We start from the raw sequence: 19,800 nt of genomic DNA, 5'->3' as shown, positions 1-19,800 counted from the left end.
CTTTTAGGCTTCGCCGTACACTGGCACAGCCGCGCCGCTCGTAACCGACGCGCCGTCGCTACAGAGAAACGCCATCACCTCCGCGATTTCCGAGGGAGCGACCCACGAGTCGTGATCCGCGTCGGGCATCATTTCCCGATTCATCGGCGTATCGATCACGCTCGGCATCACGCAGTTCGCCCGTACCGTCCCCTTGTTCTCCTCGGCCAGGGTTTCCGTCAGGAGCCGGATACCCGCCTTCGTGATTCGGTAGGGGCCGTCGCCCTCGCCGCCCTCGAGCGACGAGCGCGCGCTCACGCTGACGATCGAACCCGACGACTCGTGCAGCGCCGACAGAGCGTGCTTCGAGGCGAGAAACGCCGATTTTAGGTTCACGTTCAGCAAAAACTCGAACTCCTCGAGGTCGGTTTCCTCGATCGGATCGCCCCCGCGCCAGGTGCCGGCGATGTTCAGCAGGTGATCGATCCGGCCGTGATCGTCGACGATTTCCTCGAAGACGTCGGCGACGGCGTCCTCGTCGGTCATATCGGCCCGGTAGAACTGTGTGTTCTCGTCCGGCTCGAGCAGCGCGTCCTCGTCGTCCGGTGAAACGACGTCGACGGCACAGACTGTCGCGCCTGCCTCTCGAAAGCGGTCGACGGCGGCACTGCCGAGTGCGCCGCTCGCACCGGTGATTACGGCGACGGTCCCCTCAAAATCGAACGTGGTCGTCTTCGCCATACCGGCTCTCCACCGGCGGGGAAAATCAACTTGCGGGTCGCCGAAGACGCCGCACCGGTCGAGTCTCAGGGTTCGACGATCAGCTTCCCGAGGAAGCTGTCTTCGAGTACCGCCCGCTGTGCTTCCGCCACCTCCTCGAGGTCGTACGTTCGAGCGATTGCGGCGGTGAGGTCGCCACGTCCGGCGAGGCGGCCGAGTCGCTCGAGACTCGCCGCGATCCGATCCGAGTTGTACATCACCATGAACCGGTACTGAAGCTCCTTCGCCCGCGCCGCAGGGACGTTCGAGAAGCCCGCGGCTGACTCGGTGTTTCCGATGCCGACGATCCGGGCACCCTGGGCGGCGACGTCCGCGTCGAACTGGAGGTAGTCGTCGAGCCGGTGATCGAGGATCACGTCTGGCTCGCCGGCCTCCCGGACGGCGTCTGCGAGGTCGTCACGGCCGTAGTCGAGAACCGTCTCCGCGCCGAGTTCCTCGAGTCGGTCGCGGTAGTCGGGGTTCGTCGTCGTCGTCACCTCCGCGCCTGCCGCCGCGGCGACCTGGACCGCGACGTGGCCGACGCCGCCGCTCCCGCCGTGAATCAGACACCGCTCGGCTGGCTCGAGGCCGGCGTACTCGATCAGCGCCAGCCAGGAGGTGACGCCGGCGACGCCGAGGGCGGCACCGACGTCGAAGCCAACGCCCTCGGGAAGCGGCGCGAGCAGGTCGGTCGGGACGGCGACGTACTCCGCGCAGGTTCCCTGGTGGCTCTTGCCGAGGCCGGTCGCAAAGACTCGGTCGCCGGCCTCGTAGTCCGAGACGTTCTCGCCAACGGCGTCGACGACGCCGGCGGCGTCGGAGCCGGGAATCCACGGGAGTTCCGCGGGCTCGTAGGCCCCCTCACGAAAGTAGGTGTCGACGGGGTTGATCGCCGCGGCCTCAACGGCGATTCGCACCTCGCCCGGTCCCGGCTCGGGTCGGTCGATCTCCTCTCGCTGCAGTACCTCCGGTCCGCCGTGGTCGTGGTAGCGAACGGCTCGCATACCGGTCCGTTCTCGCTCGAGTGTCATAGCTCCACACGGTCGCACCCCGGGCCCCGGCGTCGGAATCGGCTCGGCGCCCAACGCCACGATTAAGAGCGTCGCGCGTCTCTCCTCCGAGAAATGCGACTCATCGCCCACCGCGGGTTCGCCGCGACGGCCCCGGAGAACACGATCGCCGCCATCCGATCGGCCGCTCAGTGCGCCGACGCCGTCGAGTTCGACGTCCGTCGGTGTGGTTCGGGCGAACTGGTCGTCATCCACGACGAGACGATCGATCGGGTCACCGGGGGCGTCGGCGCCGTCGCCGACAGCACGCTCGAGGAACTCAAAACACAGACGGTTCTCGAATCCGGTGAGTGCATCCCCACCCTCGAGCAGATGCTCGAGGCCCTCCCGCCGGACGTTGAAGTCAACCTCGAGATGAAGGAACTCGGCATCGCGGCCGACGTCCTCGACGCCATCGGGGATGTCGACAACAGGGTCGTGACGACCTCGTTTCTCGAGCCGGAACTGCGTGCGATTCGGGAACTCGACCGCGACCAGCCGACGGGACTGCTCGCGAGCCGTCGCCTCGAGACGCCGGTAACGACCGCGATCGAACTGGACTGCGACGTCATCGGGGCGAACTACTGGCGCTGTCTCTCCACCCAACTGGCGCCCCGGGCGAAGGCGGTCGACCTCGAGGTCCACGCCTGGTCGATCGAGCGTCGCGCGGTCGCGAAGCTGCTCGGCTGGCGCGGCGTCGACTGTATCTCGGCCGACCGATATATTCGGGTGTAAACGGGCGAGTTCGGCGATCCTCGAGTGCGGGCAGGAAGGCGGACAGTCGGCGATAGTCGCAATACGTGTTTACGCCCGCTGGCGACCTACGTACTCCCGAGGGAGCACAGATGACAGCAACACAGCGACGAGACCGGCGGGTGGACGACGTCGAACACGGTGTCGGCGTCGGCGATCACCTCGAGTTTATCGAGTGGCTCGAGGAACACCCCGAGGACGGAGCCCTCGAGTTCCGCGCGTCGGGTGTCGCGGAGGAGACCGCAAACCGGACGACGGCGACGATCGGCGGCTGGGCGCTCGGCGGCGAGGAGATGGGCGACGATCGCGAACACACCCTCGAGTTCGGCCTCCCGCCGGAACTCGAGGGAGCGATGGGGTATATCGAATCGATGGACCGCTACGAGGCGATCGAGGGCGCGCTGGCCGGACTGACCGCCTGTATCAACGGGACGGTCGCCTACAACGCGCTCCGCGAGGGGATCGACGTCGAGGACGTGACGACGACGGTTCGCGCGCCCGTCGATCTCCGGATGCTGTTCGGCATCCACGGCGTCGATCGGGCCCACGAGATGTACGGCGAACTCGAGATCGATGTCGAGGTGACCGGTGACCTCACCCCCGAAGAGAAGTCGATGGTTCGCGAGTTCCCCAAGCGATCGCCCGTCTACACGCTCGTGACGCTCGAGCAGCCGAACAGACCGACCGTCGACTTCCACGCGGCGGCGTAGTTCCGGCCGACGGTTCTTTCGACCCGTTCTGTACCGATTCGATCCGCGAGAACGCCCGGGTTCTACTCGTGGTCGCGCTTTGACCCCCGTGCCCGCTCCGGGACGGCTGCGTCGACGCGCTCGGGATACGCCGCGGAGACGGCCGCAAGCGTTTCCCGACCCCACTTCGTCGACTGTTCGCTCGCCCCGAGTCCGCGGGCGACGTCGTCGACGTGATCGACCACGGCGTCCGGACGTTCCCTGGCGACGTACGTCAGACACCGGAGCGCGTCCGCCGTTGCCGCCGGTCGGTCGGCGCCGCCCTGCGACCGGACGAACGAGGCGATCACGTCGACGGAGGGCGCGACGTCGTCCGCCGACTCGGCGGCCAGTTCGGCGAGGCTGGCGGCGACGAGACCCTGGCACTGACACGATCCGTCGTCGAGCAACGAGCGGAGTTTCGGGACCGTTGGAATCGCCCTGCCCGGCTCGTTCTCGAGAACCCGATGAACCGCCGCGACTCCCTCCTGGCGCGTCGCCCGCTCCTCGGCATCGAGTTTGGCGAGAACTGCCGGAACGTCGAACTCGGAGACTCCGCTTTCGGCAGCGTCCGTTCCCCCGTCCAGGCGCCGTTCCCCTCCCCTCATCCAGTCGGTTACGACTGAGCGCTGTACTATAGGAGTTCTGGCCGTCGTCGGAAACGACGGGCGTCAGCGACCGGGACGGCTCCGTGTATCCGTGGCGGTTCGAACGATCTTCGGGGGATCAGGCGAGCCACTCGTCGGGTTTGGTGTCGTAATCGACGTCGTCCGCCGAGAGGTGCTCGACGTCCTCCCACGGGACGTCCTCTATCGTAAGGTCGTTCCCGTCGTAGCGGAGCAGTTTTCCCCGTTCTTCGGGTTCGGGCTCGCGGTTCCGACGCTTTGCCACTTCGACGTCGTGGTCGTCGACCTCCTTGACGATCGTGAGCAGGTTCACCGGGCGACCCCAGAGTTCGAACACGCGCTCGAGGGTCCCCCTGGCCTTGCTCAGATCCAGCATGACCCCGTTGTACTGGTGGCCCAGCAGCAGTTCGTTCGCGTTGTCGTAGTTGCCGTCGTAGACAGCGATCGTCGGTTTGCCGAAGTTGGTAAACCGCAACAGTAGCTTCTTTTTGACGTCCTCGGCGGCGTCGCTGGCGACGTGGAACTGGCCCGTCGCCTTCGAGTGCTCGTAGGTGAAGTAGTTGTTCTCGCTGATGAACTCCGTGGTGAGGAACTCATCGAGGAAGGTGACGTCGTTGTGACTCTCGCGGACGTCGAACATCCGGTCCCAGCCGGCAGTGAACTCGACCTCGTCGAGCGCTTCCTCGACTGACGCGTAGCGAGCGTCGTCGAAGAGATAGCGGCCGATCCGCTCGAGTTCGTTCTGGCTCACTCTCGAGAGGAACCCGCGGTGCTGGCGCTTGACCAGCGAGTAGTGACGCCGCGCCAGCCCCTCGTAGGTGAGCACCTTCCAGGGGTACCGATCCACGTCCACGGGCCCGCTGGCCCGTTCTGGACTGGCGGCTGCAGCCGCCTCGTCGATCTCATCCGCCCGGGCGGCCTCGAGCGCCTCGCGGTCGATCCACTCGTCGGGAAGCCCCTCGAGATCGTCGAGGGAATCAGCCGCGATGCGGTCGAGCGCCGGCGGCACCTCGAGATGGTCGAGCACCTCGTCGAAGTCGATGACGTCGGTGAGGTTCCGCCAGGAAACGCCCTCGATCCGGAGCAGGTGCTCTAGCACCTCCTGTCGGTTCGCGGTGTTCTCGACGTACTGCCAGAGTTCGAGGCCGAGGCTGTAGGGGTTGAGCCCCGGCGAGGCGAGCACCTTCGCCATGTGATCGGCGTAGTTCATGAACTCGTCGTCGCCGGCGAACGCCTCGTCGGCCATCATCGTCGACTCCCAGTAGGCAGCCCACCCCTCGTTCATCACCTTCGTCATCTTCTGGGCGGCGAAGTAGTACGCCTCCGCGCGCATCATATCGAGGACGTCGCGCTGCCAGGGCTCCATCTCGACGGCCCGTCCGCTCTCGGGGTCGTACTGCTTGCCGTGTTCGCGAACGAACGCGAGCACGTCCTTCTGGGGCGTTTCGGGGAACGTCGCCGTTCCGTCGTCGCCCTCGACGGCCTCGAGCCACTCCTCGTCGAACACCTCTCCTTTGACCTCCTCGGAGAGACCGAGTTCGTCGAGTTTGGCCGCGAGGTCGTCGTCGATCTCACGCGTCGTTCCCTCGGCGTCGTACCGATGGGTGAACACCTGGTGCTGGTCGATGGTGTCCTCGAGCGTGAGACAGTGGTCGACCCACTTCTCGACCTCCGCGCGGTCGATCTCGGGGTCCTGCATGTACTCGCCGATCGCTCGCGCGTGGCGCTCGAGCATCGCCGCCGCGTCGACCGCATCCTGGTCGATCCGGTCGCTCGTGAACAGGCCGAACCACTCGTTGTTCGCGAAGAAATCGGAGTGGGCCTCGACGTGCGTGATGACCGCCTTCTGGTCGGCCAGCGTATTCGACTCCTGGAGGAACGCGTGGGCCGGGTTGTCGTTGTTGACGATCTCGAAGGCTTTTCCGCCGCCGTACTGGCCCTGTTTCTGCTGGCGGTCGTAGGCCATCCCCCACCGCCAGTGGGGGTACCGCGACTGGAACCCGCCGTAGGCGATGAGTTCGTTCATCTCGTCGTAGTCGACGATCCAGTAGTTCACCGGGTAGGGCTCGAGTCCCAGCTTCTGTGCCAGGTTTCTCGCCTCCAGGACCGGTTCCTCGAGATCGGTCGCGATCGCCTGTTTGCGGAATCTGTCTGCGTTACTCATTGGTTTCACTCTCCGTCGAGAGGATCCGGTAGATGGCGTCGGTAACGTCCTCTTCGCCGTTGACGTAGGCGACCGCCACGTCCTCGGAACCTTCGCCGAAGTGGCGTTCGAGTTCCTCGGCGTGGGTCGCGTTGATCGCGTTACCGCTGGGCTGGGTTTCCACGTAGGCGTGAAGATTCGCCGGAATCGCCTCCATCAGCGGGATCACCCGCTCTTCGGTGTCGTTGCTCGAGTTCTCGGAGTCCCCCGCGGCGAAGACGTAGCGGTTCCAGTCGCTCCAGGGGTACTCCTCTAACAGTTCCGCGGCGAGTTCGTACGCGCTCGAGATCTTCGTCCCGCCACCGCTTCGGATGCCGAAGAAGTCCTCGCGCTCGACCCGCCAGGCGTCGGCGTCGTGGGCGATGTAGACGAACTCAGCGTTGTCGTACTTCCCGGTCAGGTACCAGTCCAGCGGCGTGAACGTGCGCTCGACCAGTTCGCGTTTCTTCTCGCGCATCGAGCCCGAGACGTCCCGGATGTTGACCACCACGACGTTCTTCTCTTTCTCCTCGACGATCTCGGGGTAGCGGTAGCGCTCGTCCTCCCGGCGGAAGGGGACGTGTTTGATTCCCTCTCGGCGAATGCGCTGCTGGACGGTTTCGCGTTCGACGTTCGCCTCGACCGCTTCGATCGACGGCCAGACACCGCGTTCGTCGGCCACCTCGTCGTGGGCCTCCTCGACCCAGGCCATCGAGACCGGGAGACTCTCCTCGCGGGCCCATTCGAACACCTCTCGGGGCGTGATTCCCTCGACCTTGCAGAGTTCGCGCAGGAACTCCTCGTCGAAGGCCATCGAGAGTTTGCGCTTGAGCCCCTCTTTGAACATCCGTTCGAAGTCGAGCGTGCTGTCGGGGCCGCTCCGGGTGAGGTCGGTGTAGGGGCCTTCTTTCTCTTCGATTACCTTCTTCCCCTTCGGCTCGAGGTCGAGGCCGAGTTCCTCGTCGAGTTCCTGGGCGAACTCCTCGGGGTCCATCTCGTAGTACTCGTGCTCGCCGCCGCCCTCCTCGCCGGGTTCGTCGCCGTCCTCACCGTCGCCCGGTTGGGGTTGTGGCTGACCGACCGGCTGGCCGACGTCGGGGGTGTCGCCGTCGCCCTGGCCGACGCCGCCCTTGTCGCGCTGGTCGTACTCGAAGGAGGGGAGGGAGACGATCTTCACCGGGATCCGGATCTCGTCGGGTCGGCTCCCGCCGAGATCGCCGTACTGGATGAACTCCGCCAGGTCCTCGCGTCGCTCCTCGCCGACCTCGCGGAACCGATCCAGATCGTCTCTCAGTCCCATCGGTAACTCACCTGCCCCATGACGTGTCTGCTGGTCAACTCGGCCGACGCCGGCGAGTAGCCGAAGAGATCGACCAGCGTTTCGATCGTTTCGGCTTTGACCCGCTCCGTTTCGGTTCCGCCCGGCGGGTCGTCCCACTGGCGAGGGTCGAGATCCTCGAACGTGCGTCGAACGTCGTCCCAGTCGTGGCTCTCGAGGACCGTCCGGATGATCGGGATAGCAGCCAGATCGACGTCCGAAACCGAGAAGTCGTCGTCGCGGTGCTCCCAGGCGTGGCGGTTCAGTGCGGTGATGACCTTCTCACGGCGGAAGCGGTGGACGCTCTCGCGCGGGAGGTTGTTCTCGTAGGACTCCTCGCTGAACCGGCCGAGGTGTTCGACCTCGAACAGTTTCATCTTCAGCGGGTCGGGTTCGATCTCCTCGCCGCGGTCGTTGTACAACGCCTCGCCGGTTTCCCACGCGTAGACGTGTTCGACGTACTCCGCGACGGTGTCCTCGTCGACGCGTTTGTCGTGCATGATCGCCTCGATGACGTCGGACTCCTGCTGGTCGAAGATGTGGTTTTTCACGGGTACCACGCGATTTTCGAACTCCGAGCGTTCACCCGTCGAGAAGACCGGGGCGTCGGCCAGCCCGCTCGCCATCTCGTTCAGGACGTCTCGCGGCATGATGACGTCCTCGACGGGGAGGTCGGGATGGTGGCGATCACGGTCGGCCTGTAGCAACTCGGCGAGCGTGTCTCGAGTGTAGGTGACCGGGATGCCGTGCTCGCCGTCGTGCGTCTCCTCGGCGAATTCGAACTCGTCTTTCTGGCGTCGGGTATCACCCTCCTGGAGGTAGCCCTGGTCGAAGATCAGCGCCTTGTCGACCAGGTCCAGACCGTTCGGGAGATCCTCCTCGTCGAGGCGAGTGACGACCGCGTACAGGGCGGCCGCCTCGATGGCGTGTGGTGCGAACTCGCGCTCTCTCACCGTTCCGTCGCCGTCTTTGACCGGCACGACCACCGGTTCACGGATGCGATCAACCAGCCCACTGCCAGCCTCCGACTCCCAGATCGTCGTCTCGTTGGTGAGTTCTCGGTGAATCAGTTCGGCTTCGAGGCTGCAGTTCGTCAGGTAGCCGAACTCGTGTTTGTCCAGCCGGCGCTTGAGCGCCTTCAGCGGGTCCATCCCGTTTCTGTCGGCGTGCTGGTTGAGCTGCGCCTCGAGGTCGGGGTTCGAGATGATCAGGAGCTGCGTATCGATGTCCATCCCGATCCCTTTGTCCAGTTTCACCGACTGCTCGTCGGGGACGTTGAGCAGCTTCTGGAGCAGATCGGCGTGCTGGGCGGCGTCCTCGACGATGGTGAGCACGCCGTTGCCCTGCGAGAGCACCCCGTCGTAGGAAAAGGCCTGCGGGTTCTTGCGCCCGCGCGAGTCCAGTTCCTGGAGCATGCCGTGCATCCACGAGCCGACCAGCCGCTCCTTGGGCGAGCCGTCGTCCTCGCTGTGGAGGACGCCGACGCCCTGGCCGACGTCGACGACGTAATTTTTCACCCGCAGGTGGTTGCCGTCAGTGATCGCCGAGAACAGCCCATCGGTGCCCTCCCGCCGGTAGCGCTCTTCCAGGAAGTCGTACGCCTCCCGCGAGAACGGGTCGAGTCGCCCTTCGACGCGGGTGGGGACGTGCGTTTCGTCGTCGAGCGCGGAGAGCAGTTCCTCGCGAACCGAGGGAGGGAACACCGAGAGCGGGTGTGCCTGTACGGGGCTCTCGTACCAGTTTTCGTCGTCGCCGGCGGTGACGTCGCCGCCGTAGCTCAACCCGCGGCTGTCGGCGTCGACGGTGTTTACGTTCCACTCGACGGTGTACCGGCGGCCCTCGGGCGTCTTCGAGTACTCCCGGAGCCCGTTGACCAGACAGCGCTTGAGTTCGGATTTCCCGGTCGCGGTCGGCCCCTCGAACCAGACGATCTTCTCGTCTTTCCCTCGGCCGGCGGCGATCGATCGGAGGTCGGCGACGAACCCGTTCAACACCCCGGTGTTACCCAGGATGGCGTGCTCCCCGTCGTTGTACGGGTCGTCGAAGAAGCGGTAGCGCCGCCTCTCCTCGCCTTCCTCGATAACGGTTCGCGTCCCCGCGGCCTCGATCGCCTCGAGCAGGTACTTCGAGGCGTGCGAGCCGATCGTCGGCGACTCGAACAGCCGGTCGACGTACGCGCCGAGGCTCATCGGCTCCTCGTAGGTCTCGGCGAGGGCGCGGTCGGCGTCGCGGACGTACTCGTCTCCTCTGGTCATGTTAGTCTTCGATTTCCGCCTTGGCGACCTCCGCGCCGGCGAACTCGAGCACCTCCTTCGCGCCGGCTTCGGAGTAGCCCTGTTCCATCAGCGCGTCGATCCAGGCGCTGCGCTCGTCGTCGTCGAACTCGTTGGCGCTCACCAGCGCGGAGAAGTTGATGTTGTGTTTCTTGTCCTCCCAGAGCTTGCGCTCGAGCGCGCGGCGCAGGCGTTCGTTGTCCTGGGGGTTGAACGTCGTCCCCTCGCGGGCCCGGCGGGAGACCCAGTTCGATACCTCCTGGCGGAAGTCGTCCTTGCGGTCCTCGGGAACGTCCAGCTTCTCCTCGACCGACCTGAGGAACGTCTCGTCGGGCTCCTGTTCCCGTCCGGTCAGGGAGTCCTCGATCGTGTCGTCGTCGATGTAGGCCATCACGTGGTCCATGTACTTCTCGCCCTGGCGCTGAATCTCGTCTAGGTCGTAGGCCAGCGCGTGGCGCACGTCCTCGATGGCGCGCTCGCGGTACTCCTCGCGGACGAGTTCGAGGTAGCGGTAGTAGCGCTCGAAGTTCTCCTCGGGGATCGAGCCGTGGTGCTCTAAGTTCTCCTCGAAGAAGTTGAACACCGTCAGCGGCGAGAGGAAGCCGCGCTGGCGGTGTTTCGAGTCCATGATCGCTTCGGCGATCTCGTCGCCGATAAAACGGGGGGAGACCCCGACCATCCCCTCACCGATCTCGGCTTTGATGGCCGCCTCTTCCCGGAGCTTCTTCACGTCGATGTCGTCGCCCTCGTCGATCTCGCCGTTGTACGCTTTCACCTTCGAGAGCAGGTCGACGGTCTCGTTGTCGGGCTCTTCGACGCGCGTGAGGACGCCGAACAGTCCAGCCATCTCTAAGGTGTGCGGTTCGACGTTGATGTCCGGAACGTCGGCGTTGTTCAGCATCTTCTGGTAGATCAACGCCTCGTCCTCGTAGGAGAGGACGTACGGGAAGTCGATCCGCTTCGTGCGGTCGTTGAACGCCTCCATCTTCTCGTCGCCCTTCTTATCCTTGTATTCGGGCATGTTCGTCCGCCCGACGATCACCTGGTCGATGTCGATCCGCGGGTTGTTCTTGGGCTTGATCGTCATCTCCTGGGTTGCGTGCAGGAAGTCGTAGAGGAACTCCCGCTGGAGTTTGAGCAGTTCCTCGCCGCTGAAGATCCCCCTGTTCGCGTTACAGAACGCCCCCGAGTAGTCGAACGCTCGCGGATCGCTCTCGCCGTAGACCGCGATCTTCGAGTAGTTGACGTCGCCGGTGAGTTCCGTCTCGTCCTGGTTCTTCTTGTCCTTGGGTTCGAACGTCTCGAGACACTGGCGCTTGTTCTCGTCTGCGACGAGCCGAACGATCTCGATGTGGTTCTCGAGGACCGCCTGGAGGTCGTCGTCGTAGGCGGCGAGCAGCCGATCCATGTAGAACTCGCTCTCGGGGTCGAGGCTCTGTTCGTTCTGGATGGTGTAGGGGGCGTCGAGGCGCTCGTTCAGGTCGTCGATCACCGACAGTCGCTGCTCGTAGGGGAGGAGCACGAGGGGGTCCTGGTTCATCGGCGACCGGACGGTGTCGTCCGTGGGGTCCTGGTCACGGATCACGTCGCCGAGGTTCGTCCACCGGAAGGTGTACATCCGGCCCTCCTCGCGGAGCGTGTAGTCCTCGAAGTACTTGCGAACCTGCTTATCGAAGTGGGATTTCCCGGAGCCGACCGGTCCCAGGAGCAGTTTGATCCGGCGCTCGGGGCCGAGCCTGCGGGCACCCGACTTGACCTTGTTGACGAACTCGTGGATCGACTGGTGGATAACGGTGCCGTAGAACGTGTTCTCGCCGTCACCCAGCGGATCTTTGCTCGCGAGTTCGTACTCGACGACCCCTTCCGTCTCGTCGTAGGTCGTCCCGTAGTAATCGAACATATCCGCGACCCGCTGGTGGGCGTTGCGGGTGATCTTCGGGTCCTCGTAGGCCGCCTCGAGGTACCAGTCGAACGTTTTCGTTTCCCGCAGGTCCGCGGGCATCGATTCCTTGTAATCGGTGCTCAGCTTCTCGAGCGTCTCGATGTCACCAGTCATTGTATCATTGCCAGTTGTGGTTTCGGTTTCCCCCGTCGACCGCTGCGCGAGCGGCCGTCGCCACCCATGCCGTATTCGACCTGACCGTGGTCGTGGACACGGTATCCGCCACCGGACGGTCCGCCAGCCTGCGGGGGAAGCGATCGCAACCCCGCACCGAGCCCACTGCTCGGGGAGGGCGCGTCCGCGAAGGCGGCGGCGGTGTTGTATGTCATGTGTGAACCATCACCACTCTTTTTCGCGGCAAACCGGATCACGGTCGCAGCGACGGCACGCCGGGGACGGGCGCAGAGTGGATCGGTCCGTCGGACGGATACCGATAGTGTTTAATGAGTGCGTAATCCAACTACTTAAGACTAACCCCAAAAGATATTTACCAGGAGCAAATTCCGGTGTGAATTGACAGGAATCCATCTATGTTGGTGGCTCTCACACCACGTCTGGGGGGTAACAGTATATAAGTGAACGGCCGGATCGGTCAGGTTCTGCTCGCCCGCGGCGGGCCCGAAGGACGACGACGATTTAGGCGCGCCCGCCGTACTCGCGGCTATGACCGACTTCTCGGCGCTCCCCGAGAACTGGATCGTCTGGAACGACGGCGAGGGCGGGCGCGCCGTCCTGGCCTACCGACCGGACGTGTTCAACGCCGACGACTTTCCGGCATCGTGTCTGCCCACGCTGTATCTCACGCACGGCAAACGAACTCGCCGACCGGGCGTCAATCCGAACGACCGCACCGCCGAAGACGACTGGTACGTCACGCTCTACCTCGAGCCCGACGTTCACCTCCGGGAGGAGAACCGGTTCCCCACCCGCGGCGACGCCCTCGAGTACGCCGTCGACCTCGCCGAGCGGTTCGACGACGGCGAGATCGACTACCGCGGGCTGTACCAGATCCCTCGCGAGCGGTACTTCGACCGCCTGGACGAACTCACCGGTCGCGACGGCGACTGACGCGGGGTCGCCGACGCCGATGGGACGTGAGCCTTAACCCCCCAGACCGAGAACTCACGGGTATGTCGACCGTCACGCTCATCGGAACCCGACTCGCCGAGTCGGGAACCGAGTTCGTCTATCACGGCGAGGCCGACGGCTGCGCGGGCTGTCCCTACCGGAGCCAGTGCCTCAATCTCTCCGTCGGGACCAAGTACCGAGTAACGGACGTCCGTGAGAACGCCCAGACCCTCGAGTGTGCGATGCACGACGGGGGCGTCCGCGCCGTCGAAGTCGAACCGGCCACGGTTACGGCGAACGTTCCCTCGAAGGGCGCCTACAGCGGGAGCAAGGCGACGCTTCAGGGGCCGTGTCCGTACGTCGAGTGTCCCAGCCACGAGTTCTGCGAACCCGACGGCGTCGAGTTCGACGATGAGTACCGCATCCGGGAGATCCACGGCGACCCGCCCCACGACGTCTGCCACCTGAACCGGTCGCTCCAGCAGGTCGAACTCGAGCCGGATCGGTGATCCGCCTCGAGCAGTCGCTCGTTCGTCCGGATCGACCGTCAGGCGTCGTAGACGTCCGCTTCGAGCCACTCGCCGGCCCAGCACTCGATTTCTGCGAACACCGGCTCGAGGGACTCACCCTTCTCGGTGAGGCTGTAGTACGTGGCGACCGGCGCGTCCTCCTCGATCCGGCGGTCGACGAACCCCATCTCGCCCAGATCGTCGAGCACCCGCGAGAGGGTCCGGGCGTTGGCGCCGCTGGCGCGCTTGAGTTCGTTGAACCGCTGTTCGCCGTTCTGGAGTTCGTGGAGGACGGCCAGGCGCCACTGCGAGCCGATCTGTTCGATCGACTCGACGACGGGACAGGCGTCGCCGTTCTTCTCGCCGGCCGTGTCGGGCTGTTGGGATGACATCGGGGTTACCTGCTAACCACTGTGTTAGGAAACACTATAGCAGTTCGGTATCGTACCAGCTAACACTGCGTTAGCTGCGGTCGACGTTTCGACGTCACGACTGCCCGACGAGCGTTTCCCTACCGATGACCGACGACGAAACCCCACCGACGACCGGCCTGCACCACGTCACGAACATCTGCACCGACATGGACCGGACGAAAGCGTTCTACGAGGACGTTCTCGGCTTTCACACCGTCAAGAAGACCGAGAATTACGACGATCCCGGCACCCTCCACTACTACTTCTCGTCGACCCCCGAGGGCGAACCCGGCACGACGATCACCTACTTCGAGTACCCCGGCAGCCAGGGCCAGCCCGGTCCCGGCGCGAGCCACCACTTCGCGATGGGTGTCGAAGACGAGGAGACGCTCCGTGAGTGGCGCGAGCATCTGCTCGCCCACGACGTGCGGGTCTCGCCCGTCCGCGACCGGACCTACTTCAAGAGCATCTACTTCAGCGATCCCGACGGCCTCGTCTTCGAACTGGCGACGATGGGTCCCGGCTTCACCGTCGACGAGGAGGTTCCGGGCAGCGAGTTCATCGACCCCCGGGAGGACGGCCAGTGACCGACGGCGAGCCGAGCGCGGGGAATGAGACGCTCGAGATCGACGTCGAGGATCACGAGGGGTCGCTCTATCGCGTCCTCTCGAGCGCGGTCGTCCCGCGGCCCATCGCCTGGGTGAGCACCCGGAGCGAGGACGGGGTCGACAACCTCGCGCCGTACAGCTTCTTCACCGTCGCCTCGGTCGACCCGCCGGTGGTGCTGTTCGCCCCCGTCGACGGCGCCAATGGACTCAAAGACACGCCCAGGAACGTCGAGGCGACCGGCGAGTTCGTCGTCAACCTCGTCACGATGGAGCTGGCGGCGGCGATGAACGAAACCAGTGCGACCCTCCCGGCGGGCGAAAGCGAGTTCGACCACGCCGGCCTCGAGCGCGCCCCGTCGACGGTCGTCGACCCGCCGCGGGTGGCCGCCGCGAGCGTGGCCTTCGAGTGTACCCGCCGAGAGCTGGTCGACGTCGGGAGTTCGACGCTCGTGCTCGGCGACGTCCGCTACGTCCACCTGGACGAGGAGACGACGACGGAAGGAAAGATCGACGTCGGGAAGATCGACGCGGTGGGCCGCCTCGCGGGGAGCCAATACGCCGACACGAGAGAGCGCTTCTCGCTCGAGCGACCCCCCTGAACGTGCGATGCTACCGCTCAGCCGGCTCGCCGTCCTGCTCCAGAATCGTCTCGAGCGATTCGAGGGCTCGCAGACAGACCGGAGCGTAACCGACGGCGAGCGGCGACAGTTCGAACGCGATCCGACACCGGCCCGTGCCGAGCTCGTCGACCCGGTGACCGGAAGAGGGGATCCGAGCGACGGTCCAGTTCCAGCGCCTGCGTTCCGGATCGAAGTCGGTAACCCTGAACGGGAGCCGAAGACCGGCGACGCTCCGCAGCGTGCCGGCGGTTCCCCGCTCGAGGTAGCGGTGGGTGGACTCGACACCGGCGATCGTCGGACTCCACTCCGCCCACCGATGTGTATCACACAGGAGCTCCCACGCGTCGGCGGCGGGAACCGAGACGACGTGGGAGGCCTCGAGTCGCCACCCGTCGGCCGTGTGAGCCATCTGGACGCGAGTCATAGCTGCTCATTGGAGGTGCAGCTACCTAACTTGCCGGCCGGCTCCCGGACTCCGTGGGCGCATCACGGAGTTCTCGTCTCACAGTAGTCGTCACGCGACCGTCGGGGCGGACCGAACAGTATTATAAACTCACACACAAGTTCCCAGCCATGGTGAACGAGTACACCCGCCGGGCGACGCTCGCGGCGGCCGTCGCGGCGGGCGTCGGCGGCCTCTCGCTGTCGGGTGCTCGCGGGGTGCTCGAGCTGTTCGCACCCCTGTCGGGAGCCGCCTGGAACGCGGCCGGCCGTGAGCGCTCGGAATCGGTATCGAGTCCATACGGCGAGGCGACGGTTCGGATCGACGAGGAGGGCGTCCCGCACGTCGAGGCCGACGACGAGGCGGCGGCGTACTTCGCCGTCGGCTACTGTCACGGCTTCGACCGCCCGTTTCAGCTCGATCTGCAGCGACGGGTGATGCGTGGACAGCTCTCGGAACTCGTCGGCGAGGCCACGCTCTCGGAGGACGAGTTCCACGTCGCGATGGACTTCGCGGGGGCCGCCGAGGCGACCTGGGCGCCACTCGAGGAAACTGCCGTGGGTGACCTGCTCGAGGCCTACGCCGACGGCGTCAACGCGGCCTTCGAGAACGAACAGCTCACCCTCGAGTTCGAACTGCTCGGGTACGATCCCCGGCCCTGGACGCCGGTCGACACGCTGTTGATGGAGAAACAGATCTCCTGGAATCTGACGGGGAACTTCGGGGAACTCCGCCGGGCGCTGCTCGCTGACCGGCTGGGTGCGGACGCCCTCGCGGATCTGTACCCCGAACGGATGGACCACGACGTGCCGATCCTGCGCGAGGAAATCGAGGACAATTCGACCGCAGCGACCCGGTGGGTGGACCACCGAGAGGCTCCGGTGGGCCGCGAGCTAACCGACTGGCTCTCGGGGTTCGAGTCGCCCACGGGCGTCGGCTCGAACAGCTGGCTGGTTTCGGGCGAGCACACCGACAGTGGCGCACCGATCCTCGCCAACGACCCGCACCTGTCACTGATGACGCCGCCGCTGTGGTACGAACAGCACGTCCGCGTCCCCGAAACCTCGGTCCGCGGCGTGACCTTTCCGGGCGTCCCGTTCGTCATCATCGGCGCGAACGAGCGCAGCGGCTGGGGGTTTACCAACGTCGGGGCGGACGTTCTCGACTGTTATCGCTACGAGACCGACGACAACGAGGAGCGTTACCGCTACGACGGCGGGTGGCGGGCGTTCGACACCCAGGAACGCGAGATCGCGGTCGCGGGCGGGGAGAACCGTTCGCTGACGGTCAAGAAGACCGTCCACGGGCCGCTGATCGAACGCGAGGACCAGCGAGTCGGGGTCGCCTGGACCGGGCTCACGGCGACCCGGACGACGGAGGCGATCTACGAACTCGCTCGCGCGAACGGCCTCGAGGGCGCTCTCGACGCCACTCGGCGGTTCGACCTGCCGACGCAAAATCTCACGTACGCGGACGCGGACGGGCGGACGCTGCACTACGTGACGGGGCGACTCCCGATCCGGACCGCCGACGGCGATCCCGTCTCCGGTAATCGCGTCTTCGACGGCTCCGCTGGCGAGGGGGAGTGGGACGGCTTTACGCCCTACGGCGAATCGACCTGGGAGGGGTTCGTCCCCTTCGAGGAGAAACCCCACGCGGTCGACCCCGATCTGCTGGCGACGGCGAACCAGCGGGTCACGGACGATCCCGACCACTACGTCGGCGTCGCCTACGCGACCCCCTACCGCGGCCAGCGGATCTACGACGAACTCGACGATCGCCTCGAGTCCGGCGAGCCGCTCGACGCCGCGTTTCACCGCGACCTCCAGGGAGACGTCCGCGACGAGCGCGCACCGGGGTTCGTCTCGCTGCTGCTCGCAGCACTCGAGGATCGTGGTATCGGCACCGGTGAGGCCGGCGCCGGGCAGGGGAGCGACCTCGCCGACGCCGCCGACATACTCGAATCGTGGAACTATCGGATGGAACGCGACTCCGAGGGGGCGCTGCTCTTCTCGCGGTGGCTCGCTCACTACCGCCGGGCGGTGTTCGAACCGCTGTTCGCCGACACCGACCTGGACGAGTCGTACTACCCGAACGACTGGGTACTCGAGACGCTGCCGGCGGACAGTCCGCTCTTCGAGGACGTCCCCCGCGACGAGTTGCTGGTGGGCGCGCTCGAGGAGACGGTCGCCGAACTCGAGGCCGAGGGCTGGACGGTTTACGGCGACCGGAACACCACCGCATCGATCGAACACCCGTTCGGCGTCGAGGCCCCGTTTCTCGACTACGACGAGCAGCCGATGGACGGCTCGCCGGCCACGGTCAACAACTACCGCCTCGAGTCCGCGGTCGGCAGTAGCTGGCGGATGGTGGTCGAACCCGGCGAGGGGTCGTGGGCGATCCTCCCCGGCGGCAACTCGGGGGATTTCTTCTCGCCACACTACGACGATCAGTTCCGCCGATGGGTCGACGGCGAGTTCAAACCGATGGACGGCGAGATCGCGGGCGAGGTTGCGACGACCTTCGAGGAGGGATCGTCGTGAGCGATGACGAAGGGGCGGATACGTCGACCACTGAAGGGCGTGACCGCGAGAGATCGGGAGTGCGAGCGGAACTCGAGCGGGTTCGAACCGAGCCTCGAGTCCACCTGTTCGCACTCGTCGCCGCCGTCGCTGTCGGACTGGTGCTCGCGTGGCTGCACTGGCTCGGTCTGATCGTCGGCGGTGCGCTCGTCGGCCTCGTCTCGCGGTCGCTGCCGCGTGCTCTCGTTGCCGGCCTCGGATTCGGCGTCGTCGTCCTGGCCGTCTTCATCCTCTCGCTCGGCCCTGCGGCCTGGCGACTGCCGTCGATGACCCCCGCCGTCTACGTCCCGGTCGGTGCCGCGCTCGGACTACCGGTTCTGGGTGCGGTTCTCCGGGGCGTCGTCTGAGCGACCGCCGCAGCGGACACCGTTCGTATCGAACGGAAAGTATATGCTGGTCCACATACCTGTCACGGTCGTGTCGAGTCGCCGCTCGCTCCGCCGCCTTCGGACCCTGCTGGTCGACCCGCAGTCGTTCTTCGAGAGCCGCGCTCCTCGAGTATCGGTCGGTGCTGCCGTCGCCGTCGTCTTCGTCGTCGCACTTCTGACGACCCTCTCGGCCGGGCTGGCCGGCTGGCTGCTCGCCTCGAGCATCGACGCGACGACGACCGAGACGGTGATGGAGCCGTGGCCGGCGTCGACCTGCGAGAGCTTCGAGTCGATGAACGAAGAAACGAACGTCTCGACGGTCCCCGAGCCGTGTACGATCGATGAACCGAAGACGCGGGAGGTCGACGTCGGAAGCGAGGTCTGGTCCGGATTTCTCGGCTCCCTACCGGTCGTCTTCGTGGCGACGGTGGTAGGTTGGCTATTCACCGCTATCGCGCTCCACGTGGCATCGGTGTTCGTCGGCGGAAAGGGGTCATTCGTCGGTACGCTGTCGGTCGCTGGCTGGGCGATGATTCCCGAACTGCTCACGGCGCTGGTATTGCCGATTGTCGTCGCACTGACCGTCGACGGTGAAACGTTCTCTTCGGAGCCCGAACTGCTCGCGGGGCAACTCGAGGAACTGGCAGTCGGCGGTGAGTGGAGCGTCGTCCTCGCGCTGGTCGTCGTGATCTGGCAGGCGGTTATCTGGACCCACGGCCTGCGCTACGCGCGCGGACTCACGTTGGGGGAGGCGAAACTGGTCGCCGGACCCGTTGGGCTGCTCTGGTTCCTCTTCGCCGTGCTCTGACCCCGGCGGCAGGCGACCGACTGGGCGCGGTGTTCTCGGTCGCGGTCGACAGCTATCGCATCCCAGGGGATGCCGAAGGACAGATCGTACGGAGTGGCAAGGACTGCTATCGGCGTGTTCACGGTTGGGATACAAAAGTCAGACGAACGTCCACGCACGGCCTCGACATCGAGTTTAGTCGTTCCCCCCTCGCTCCTCGAGACACTCGATTCGCTTGAGCGGACACTCAGAGAACAGCGTGACCGAGAGATCCTGCAGATCCCTGGAGCTGGCCGAGTCGTCCGTGCTGAGTTCTTCGACGACGGATTCGACCGCATCAACAGCGTCGCCGTCGTACTCGATCGACCAGTCCGGATCGATCGACCCCTCGACATCCTGTAGATCGACGAACGTCAGGTACATTGCCTCCGGGACACTTCGACGATTCCATCGCTCTCGACCGTTACCTCGAAGGACGAAAACTCGAACGCGATCCGGATGTTCTTCCGATGCCCGCCCACTCCGAAGGGGGTGAACAGGCCGTCGAGGGCGCCCGTGTCGACGGCGTCGTGTAGCGGCTCGAGTTCGGTCGGCTCCGTCCGAGAGGCGGCCGAAACTGCGGATATGACGGCGAGGCTCGTGTCGTCGATCGAGGGATCATAGCGTAGTCGGCAGAAACCGTTCTCCTCGTCGGTCTCGATTTGCGTTGTCGATTGGAGGAGAGTATGGTCATGTTCCGTGCCATATTCGAGTCGGGTCACGGTCGATGCTACGAACGGAGTCCCGGTATGCAT

The 19,800-nt window shown here is 65.4% G+C and carries 20 protein-coding genes; 9 read left to right on the top strand and 11 right to left on the bottom strand.

Annotated features, from left to right (window positions below):
- Positions 1–3: 3 nt before the first annotated feature.
- Positions 4–720 (bottom strand): SDR family oxidoreductase, encoded by a 717-nt coding sequence (locus tag AC6I6S_RS01795; protein WP_497948003.1) that lies wholly within the window; start codon positions 718–720, stop codon positions 4–6.
- A gap of 65 nt (positions 721–785) precedes the next feature.
- The gene (locus AC6I6S_RS01790; protein WP_497949282.1) at positions 786–1,742 is read right to left on the bottom strand and encodes an NADPH:quinone reductase; all 957 of its coding nucleotides are present in this window, start codon (positions 1,740–1,742) and stop codon (positions 786–788) included.
- A gap of 120 nt (positions 1,743–1,862) precedes the next feature.
- Here AC6I6S_RS01790 and AC6I6S_RS01785 point away from each other — a divergent pair, with 120 nt between their 5' ends.
- Together AC6I6S_RS01785 and AC6I6S_RS01780 are read left to right on the top strand one after the other, a co-directional pair.
- Positions 1,863–2,522 (top strand): glycerophosphodiester phosphodiesterase, encoded by a 660-nt coding sequence (locus tag AC6I6S_RS01785; RefSeq protein ID WP_497948002.1) that lies wholly within the window; start codon positions 1,863–1,865, stop codon positions 2,520–2,522.
- 110 nt (positions 2,523–2,632) lie between these two features.
- Positions 2,633–3,250 (top strand): OsmC family protein, encoded by a 618-nt coding sequence (locus tag AC6I6S_RS01780; RefSeq protein WP_497948001.1) that lies wholly within the window; start codon positions 2,633–2,635, stop codon positions 3,248–3,250.
- A 62-nt stretch (positions 3,251–3,312) separates the two neighbouring features.
- On the opposite strand, the gene AC6I6S_RS01775 is transcribed toward AC6I6S_RS01780, so the two are convergent.
- The 5 genes from AC6I6S_RS01775 to AC6I6S_RS01755 form a co-directional block, all read right to left on the bottom strand.
- On the bottom strand, positions 3,313–3,876 hold the full coding sequence (locus AC6I6S_RS01775) for a hypothetical protein (protein WP_497948000.1): 564 nt from the start codon (positions 3,874–3,876) through the stop codon (positions 3,313–3,315).
- Between the two features lie 118 nt (positions 3,877–3,994).
- The gene (locus AC6I6S_RS01770) at positions 3,995–6,058 is read right to left on the bottom strand and encodes a SpoVR family protein (protein WP_497947999.1); all 2,064 of its coding nucleotides are present in this window, start codon (positions 6,056–6,058) and stop codon (positions 3,995–3,997) included.
- A complete protein-coding gene (locus AC6I6S_RS01765) occupies positions 6,051–7,376 on the bottom strand; it encodes a YeaH/YhbH family protein (RefSeq protein WP_497947998.1) in 1,326 nt (441 codons plus the stop codon). The genes AC6I6S_RS01770 and AC6I6S_RS01765 overlap by 8 nt, the downstream gene beginning before the upstream one ends.
- Positions 7,367–9,649 (bottom strand): PrkA family serine protein kinase, encoded by a 2,283-nt coding sequence (locus AC6I6S_RS01760; RefSeq protein ID WP_497947997.1) that lies wholly within the window; start codon positions 9,647–9,649, stop codon positions 7,367–7,369. Before AC6I6S_RS01760 ends, AC6I6S_RS01765 begins: the two co-directional genes overlap by 10 nt.
- 1 nt (position 9,650) lies before the next feature.
- On the bottom strand, positions 9,651–11,723 hold the full coding sequence (locus AC6I6S_RS01755) for a PrkA family serine protein kinase (protein WP_497947996.1): 2,073 nt from the start codon (positions 11,721–11,723) through the stop codon (positions 9,651–9,653).
- A 549-nt stretch (positions 11,724–12,272) separates the two neighbouring features.
- Here AC6I6S_RS01755 and AC6I6S_RS01750 point away from each other — a divergent pair.
- Entirely contained in the window at positions 12,273–12,677 is a 405-nt protein-coding gene (locus AC6I6S_RS01750) for a DUF5820 family protein (protein ID WP_497947995.1), read from the top strand.
- A gap of 62 nt (positions 12,678–12,739) precedes the next feature.
- The gene (locus AC6I6S_RS01745; RefSeq protein WP_497947994.1) at positions 12,740–13,186 is read left to right on the top strand and encodes a UPF0179 family protein; all 447 of its coding nucleotides are present in this window, start codon (positions 12,740–12,742) and stop codon (positions 13,184–13,186) included.
- Positions 13,187–13,224: 38 nt separating this feature from the next.
- Here the strand turns inward: AC6I6S_RS01745 and AC6I6S_RS01740 are convergent, their stop codons facing one another.
- Entirely contained in the window at positions 13,225–13,578 is a 354-nt protein-coding gene (locus AC6I6S_RS01740; protein WP_497947992.1) for a winged helix-turn-helix transcriptional regulator, read from the bottom strand.
- A 125-nt stretch (positions 13,579–13,703) separates the two neighbouring features.
- Between AC6I6S_RS01740 and AC6I6S_RS01735 the strand changes: the two genes are divergently transcribed.
- Both AC6I6S_RS01735 and AC6I6S_RS01730 read left to right on the top strand, forming a co-directional pair.
- A complete protein-coding gene (locus AC6I6S_RS01735; RefSeq protein ID WP_497947991.1) occupies positions 13,704–14,186 on the top strand; it encodes a VOC family protein in 483 nt (160 codons plus the stop codon).
- Positions 14,183–14,806: a flavin reductase family protein gene (locus tag AC6I6S_RS01730; RefSeq protein WP_497947990.1), complete on the top strand. Its 624-nt coding sequence runs from the start codon at positions 14,183–14,185 to the stop codon at positions 14,804–14,806. The genes AC6I6S_RS01735 and AC6I6S_RS01730 overlap by 4 nt, the downstream gene beginning before the upstream one ends.
- A 10-nt stretch (positions 14,807–14,816) precedes the next feature.
- Here AC6I6S_RS01730 and AC6I6S_RS01725 read toward each other — a convergent pair whose 3' ends face one another.
- Positions 14,817–15,251, bottom strand: coding sequence for an SRPBCC family protein (locus AC6I6S_RS01725; protein WP_497947989.1), 435 nt, complete (start codon positions 15,249–15,251; stop codon positions 14,817–14,819).
- A 149-nt stretch (positions 15,252–15,400) separates the two neighbouring features.
- Here AC6I6S_RS01725 and AC6I6S_RS01720 point away from each other — a divergent pair, with 149 nt between their 5' ends.
- The 3 genes from AC6I6S_RS01720 to AC6I6S_RS01710 all read left to right on the top strand — a co-directional run bounded on the left by AC6I6S_RS01720 (position 15,401) and on the right by AC6I6S_RS01710 (position 19,027).
- Positions 15,401–17,812, top strand: coding sequence for a penicillin acylase family protein (locus tag AC6I6S_RS01720; RefSeq protein ID WP_497947988.1), 2,412 nt, complete (start codon positions 15,401–15,403; stop codon positions 17,810–17,812).
- A complete protein-coding gene (locus AC6I6S_RS01715) occupies positions 17,809–18,198 on the top strand; it encodes a hypothetical protein (protein WP_497947987.1) in 390 nt (129 codons plus the stop codon). Before AC6I6S_RS01720 ends, AC6I6S_RS01715 begins: the two co-directional genes overlap by 4 nt.
- Before the next feature lie 70 nt (positions 18,199–18,268).
- Positions 18,269–19,027, top strand: coding sequence for a Yip1 family protein (locus tag AC6I6S_RS01710; protein WP_497947986.1), 759 nt, complete (start codon positions 18,269–18,271; stop codon positions 19,025–19,027).
- Between the two features lie 174 nt (positions 19,028–19,201).
- Here AC6I6S_RS01710 and AC6I6S_RS01705 read toward each other — a convergent pair whose 3' ends face one another.
- The gene (locus tag AC6I6S_RS01705; protein ID WP_497947985.1) at positions 19,202–19,429 is read right to left on the bottom strand and encodes a hypothetical protein; all 228 of its coding nucleotides are present in this window, start codon (positions 19,427–19,429) and stop codon (positions 19,202–19,204) included.
- On the bottom strand, positions 19,420–19,800 hold the full coding sequence (locus AC6I6S_RS01700; RefSeq protein ID WP_497947984.1) for a HalOD1 output domain-containing protein: 381 nt from the start codon (positions 19,798–19,800) through the stop codon (positions 19,420–19,422). The genes AC6I6S_RS01705 and AC6I6S_RS01700 overlap by 10 nt, the downstream gene beginning before the upstream one ends.

The sequence above is a fragment of the Natrononativus sp. DTA114 genome, from assembly GCF_059736515.1.
This window is presented reverse-complemented; position numbering and strand designations above follow the sequence as displayed.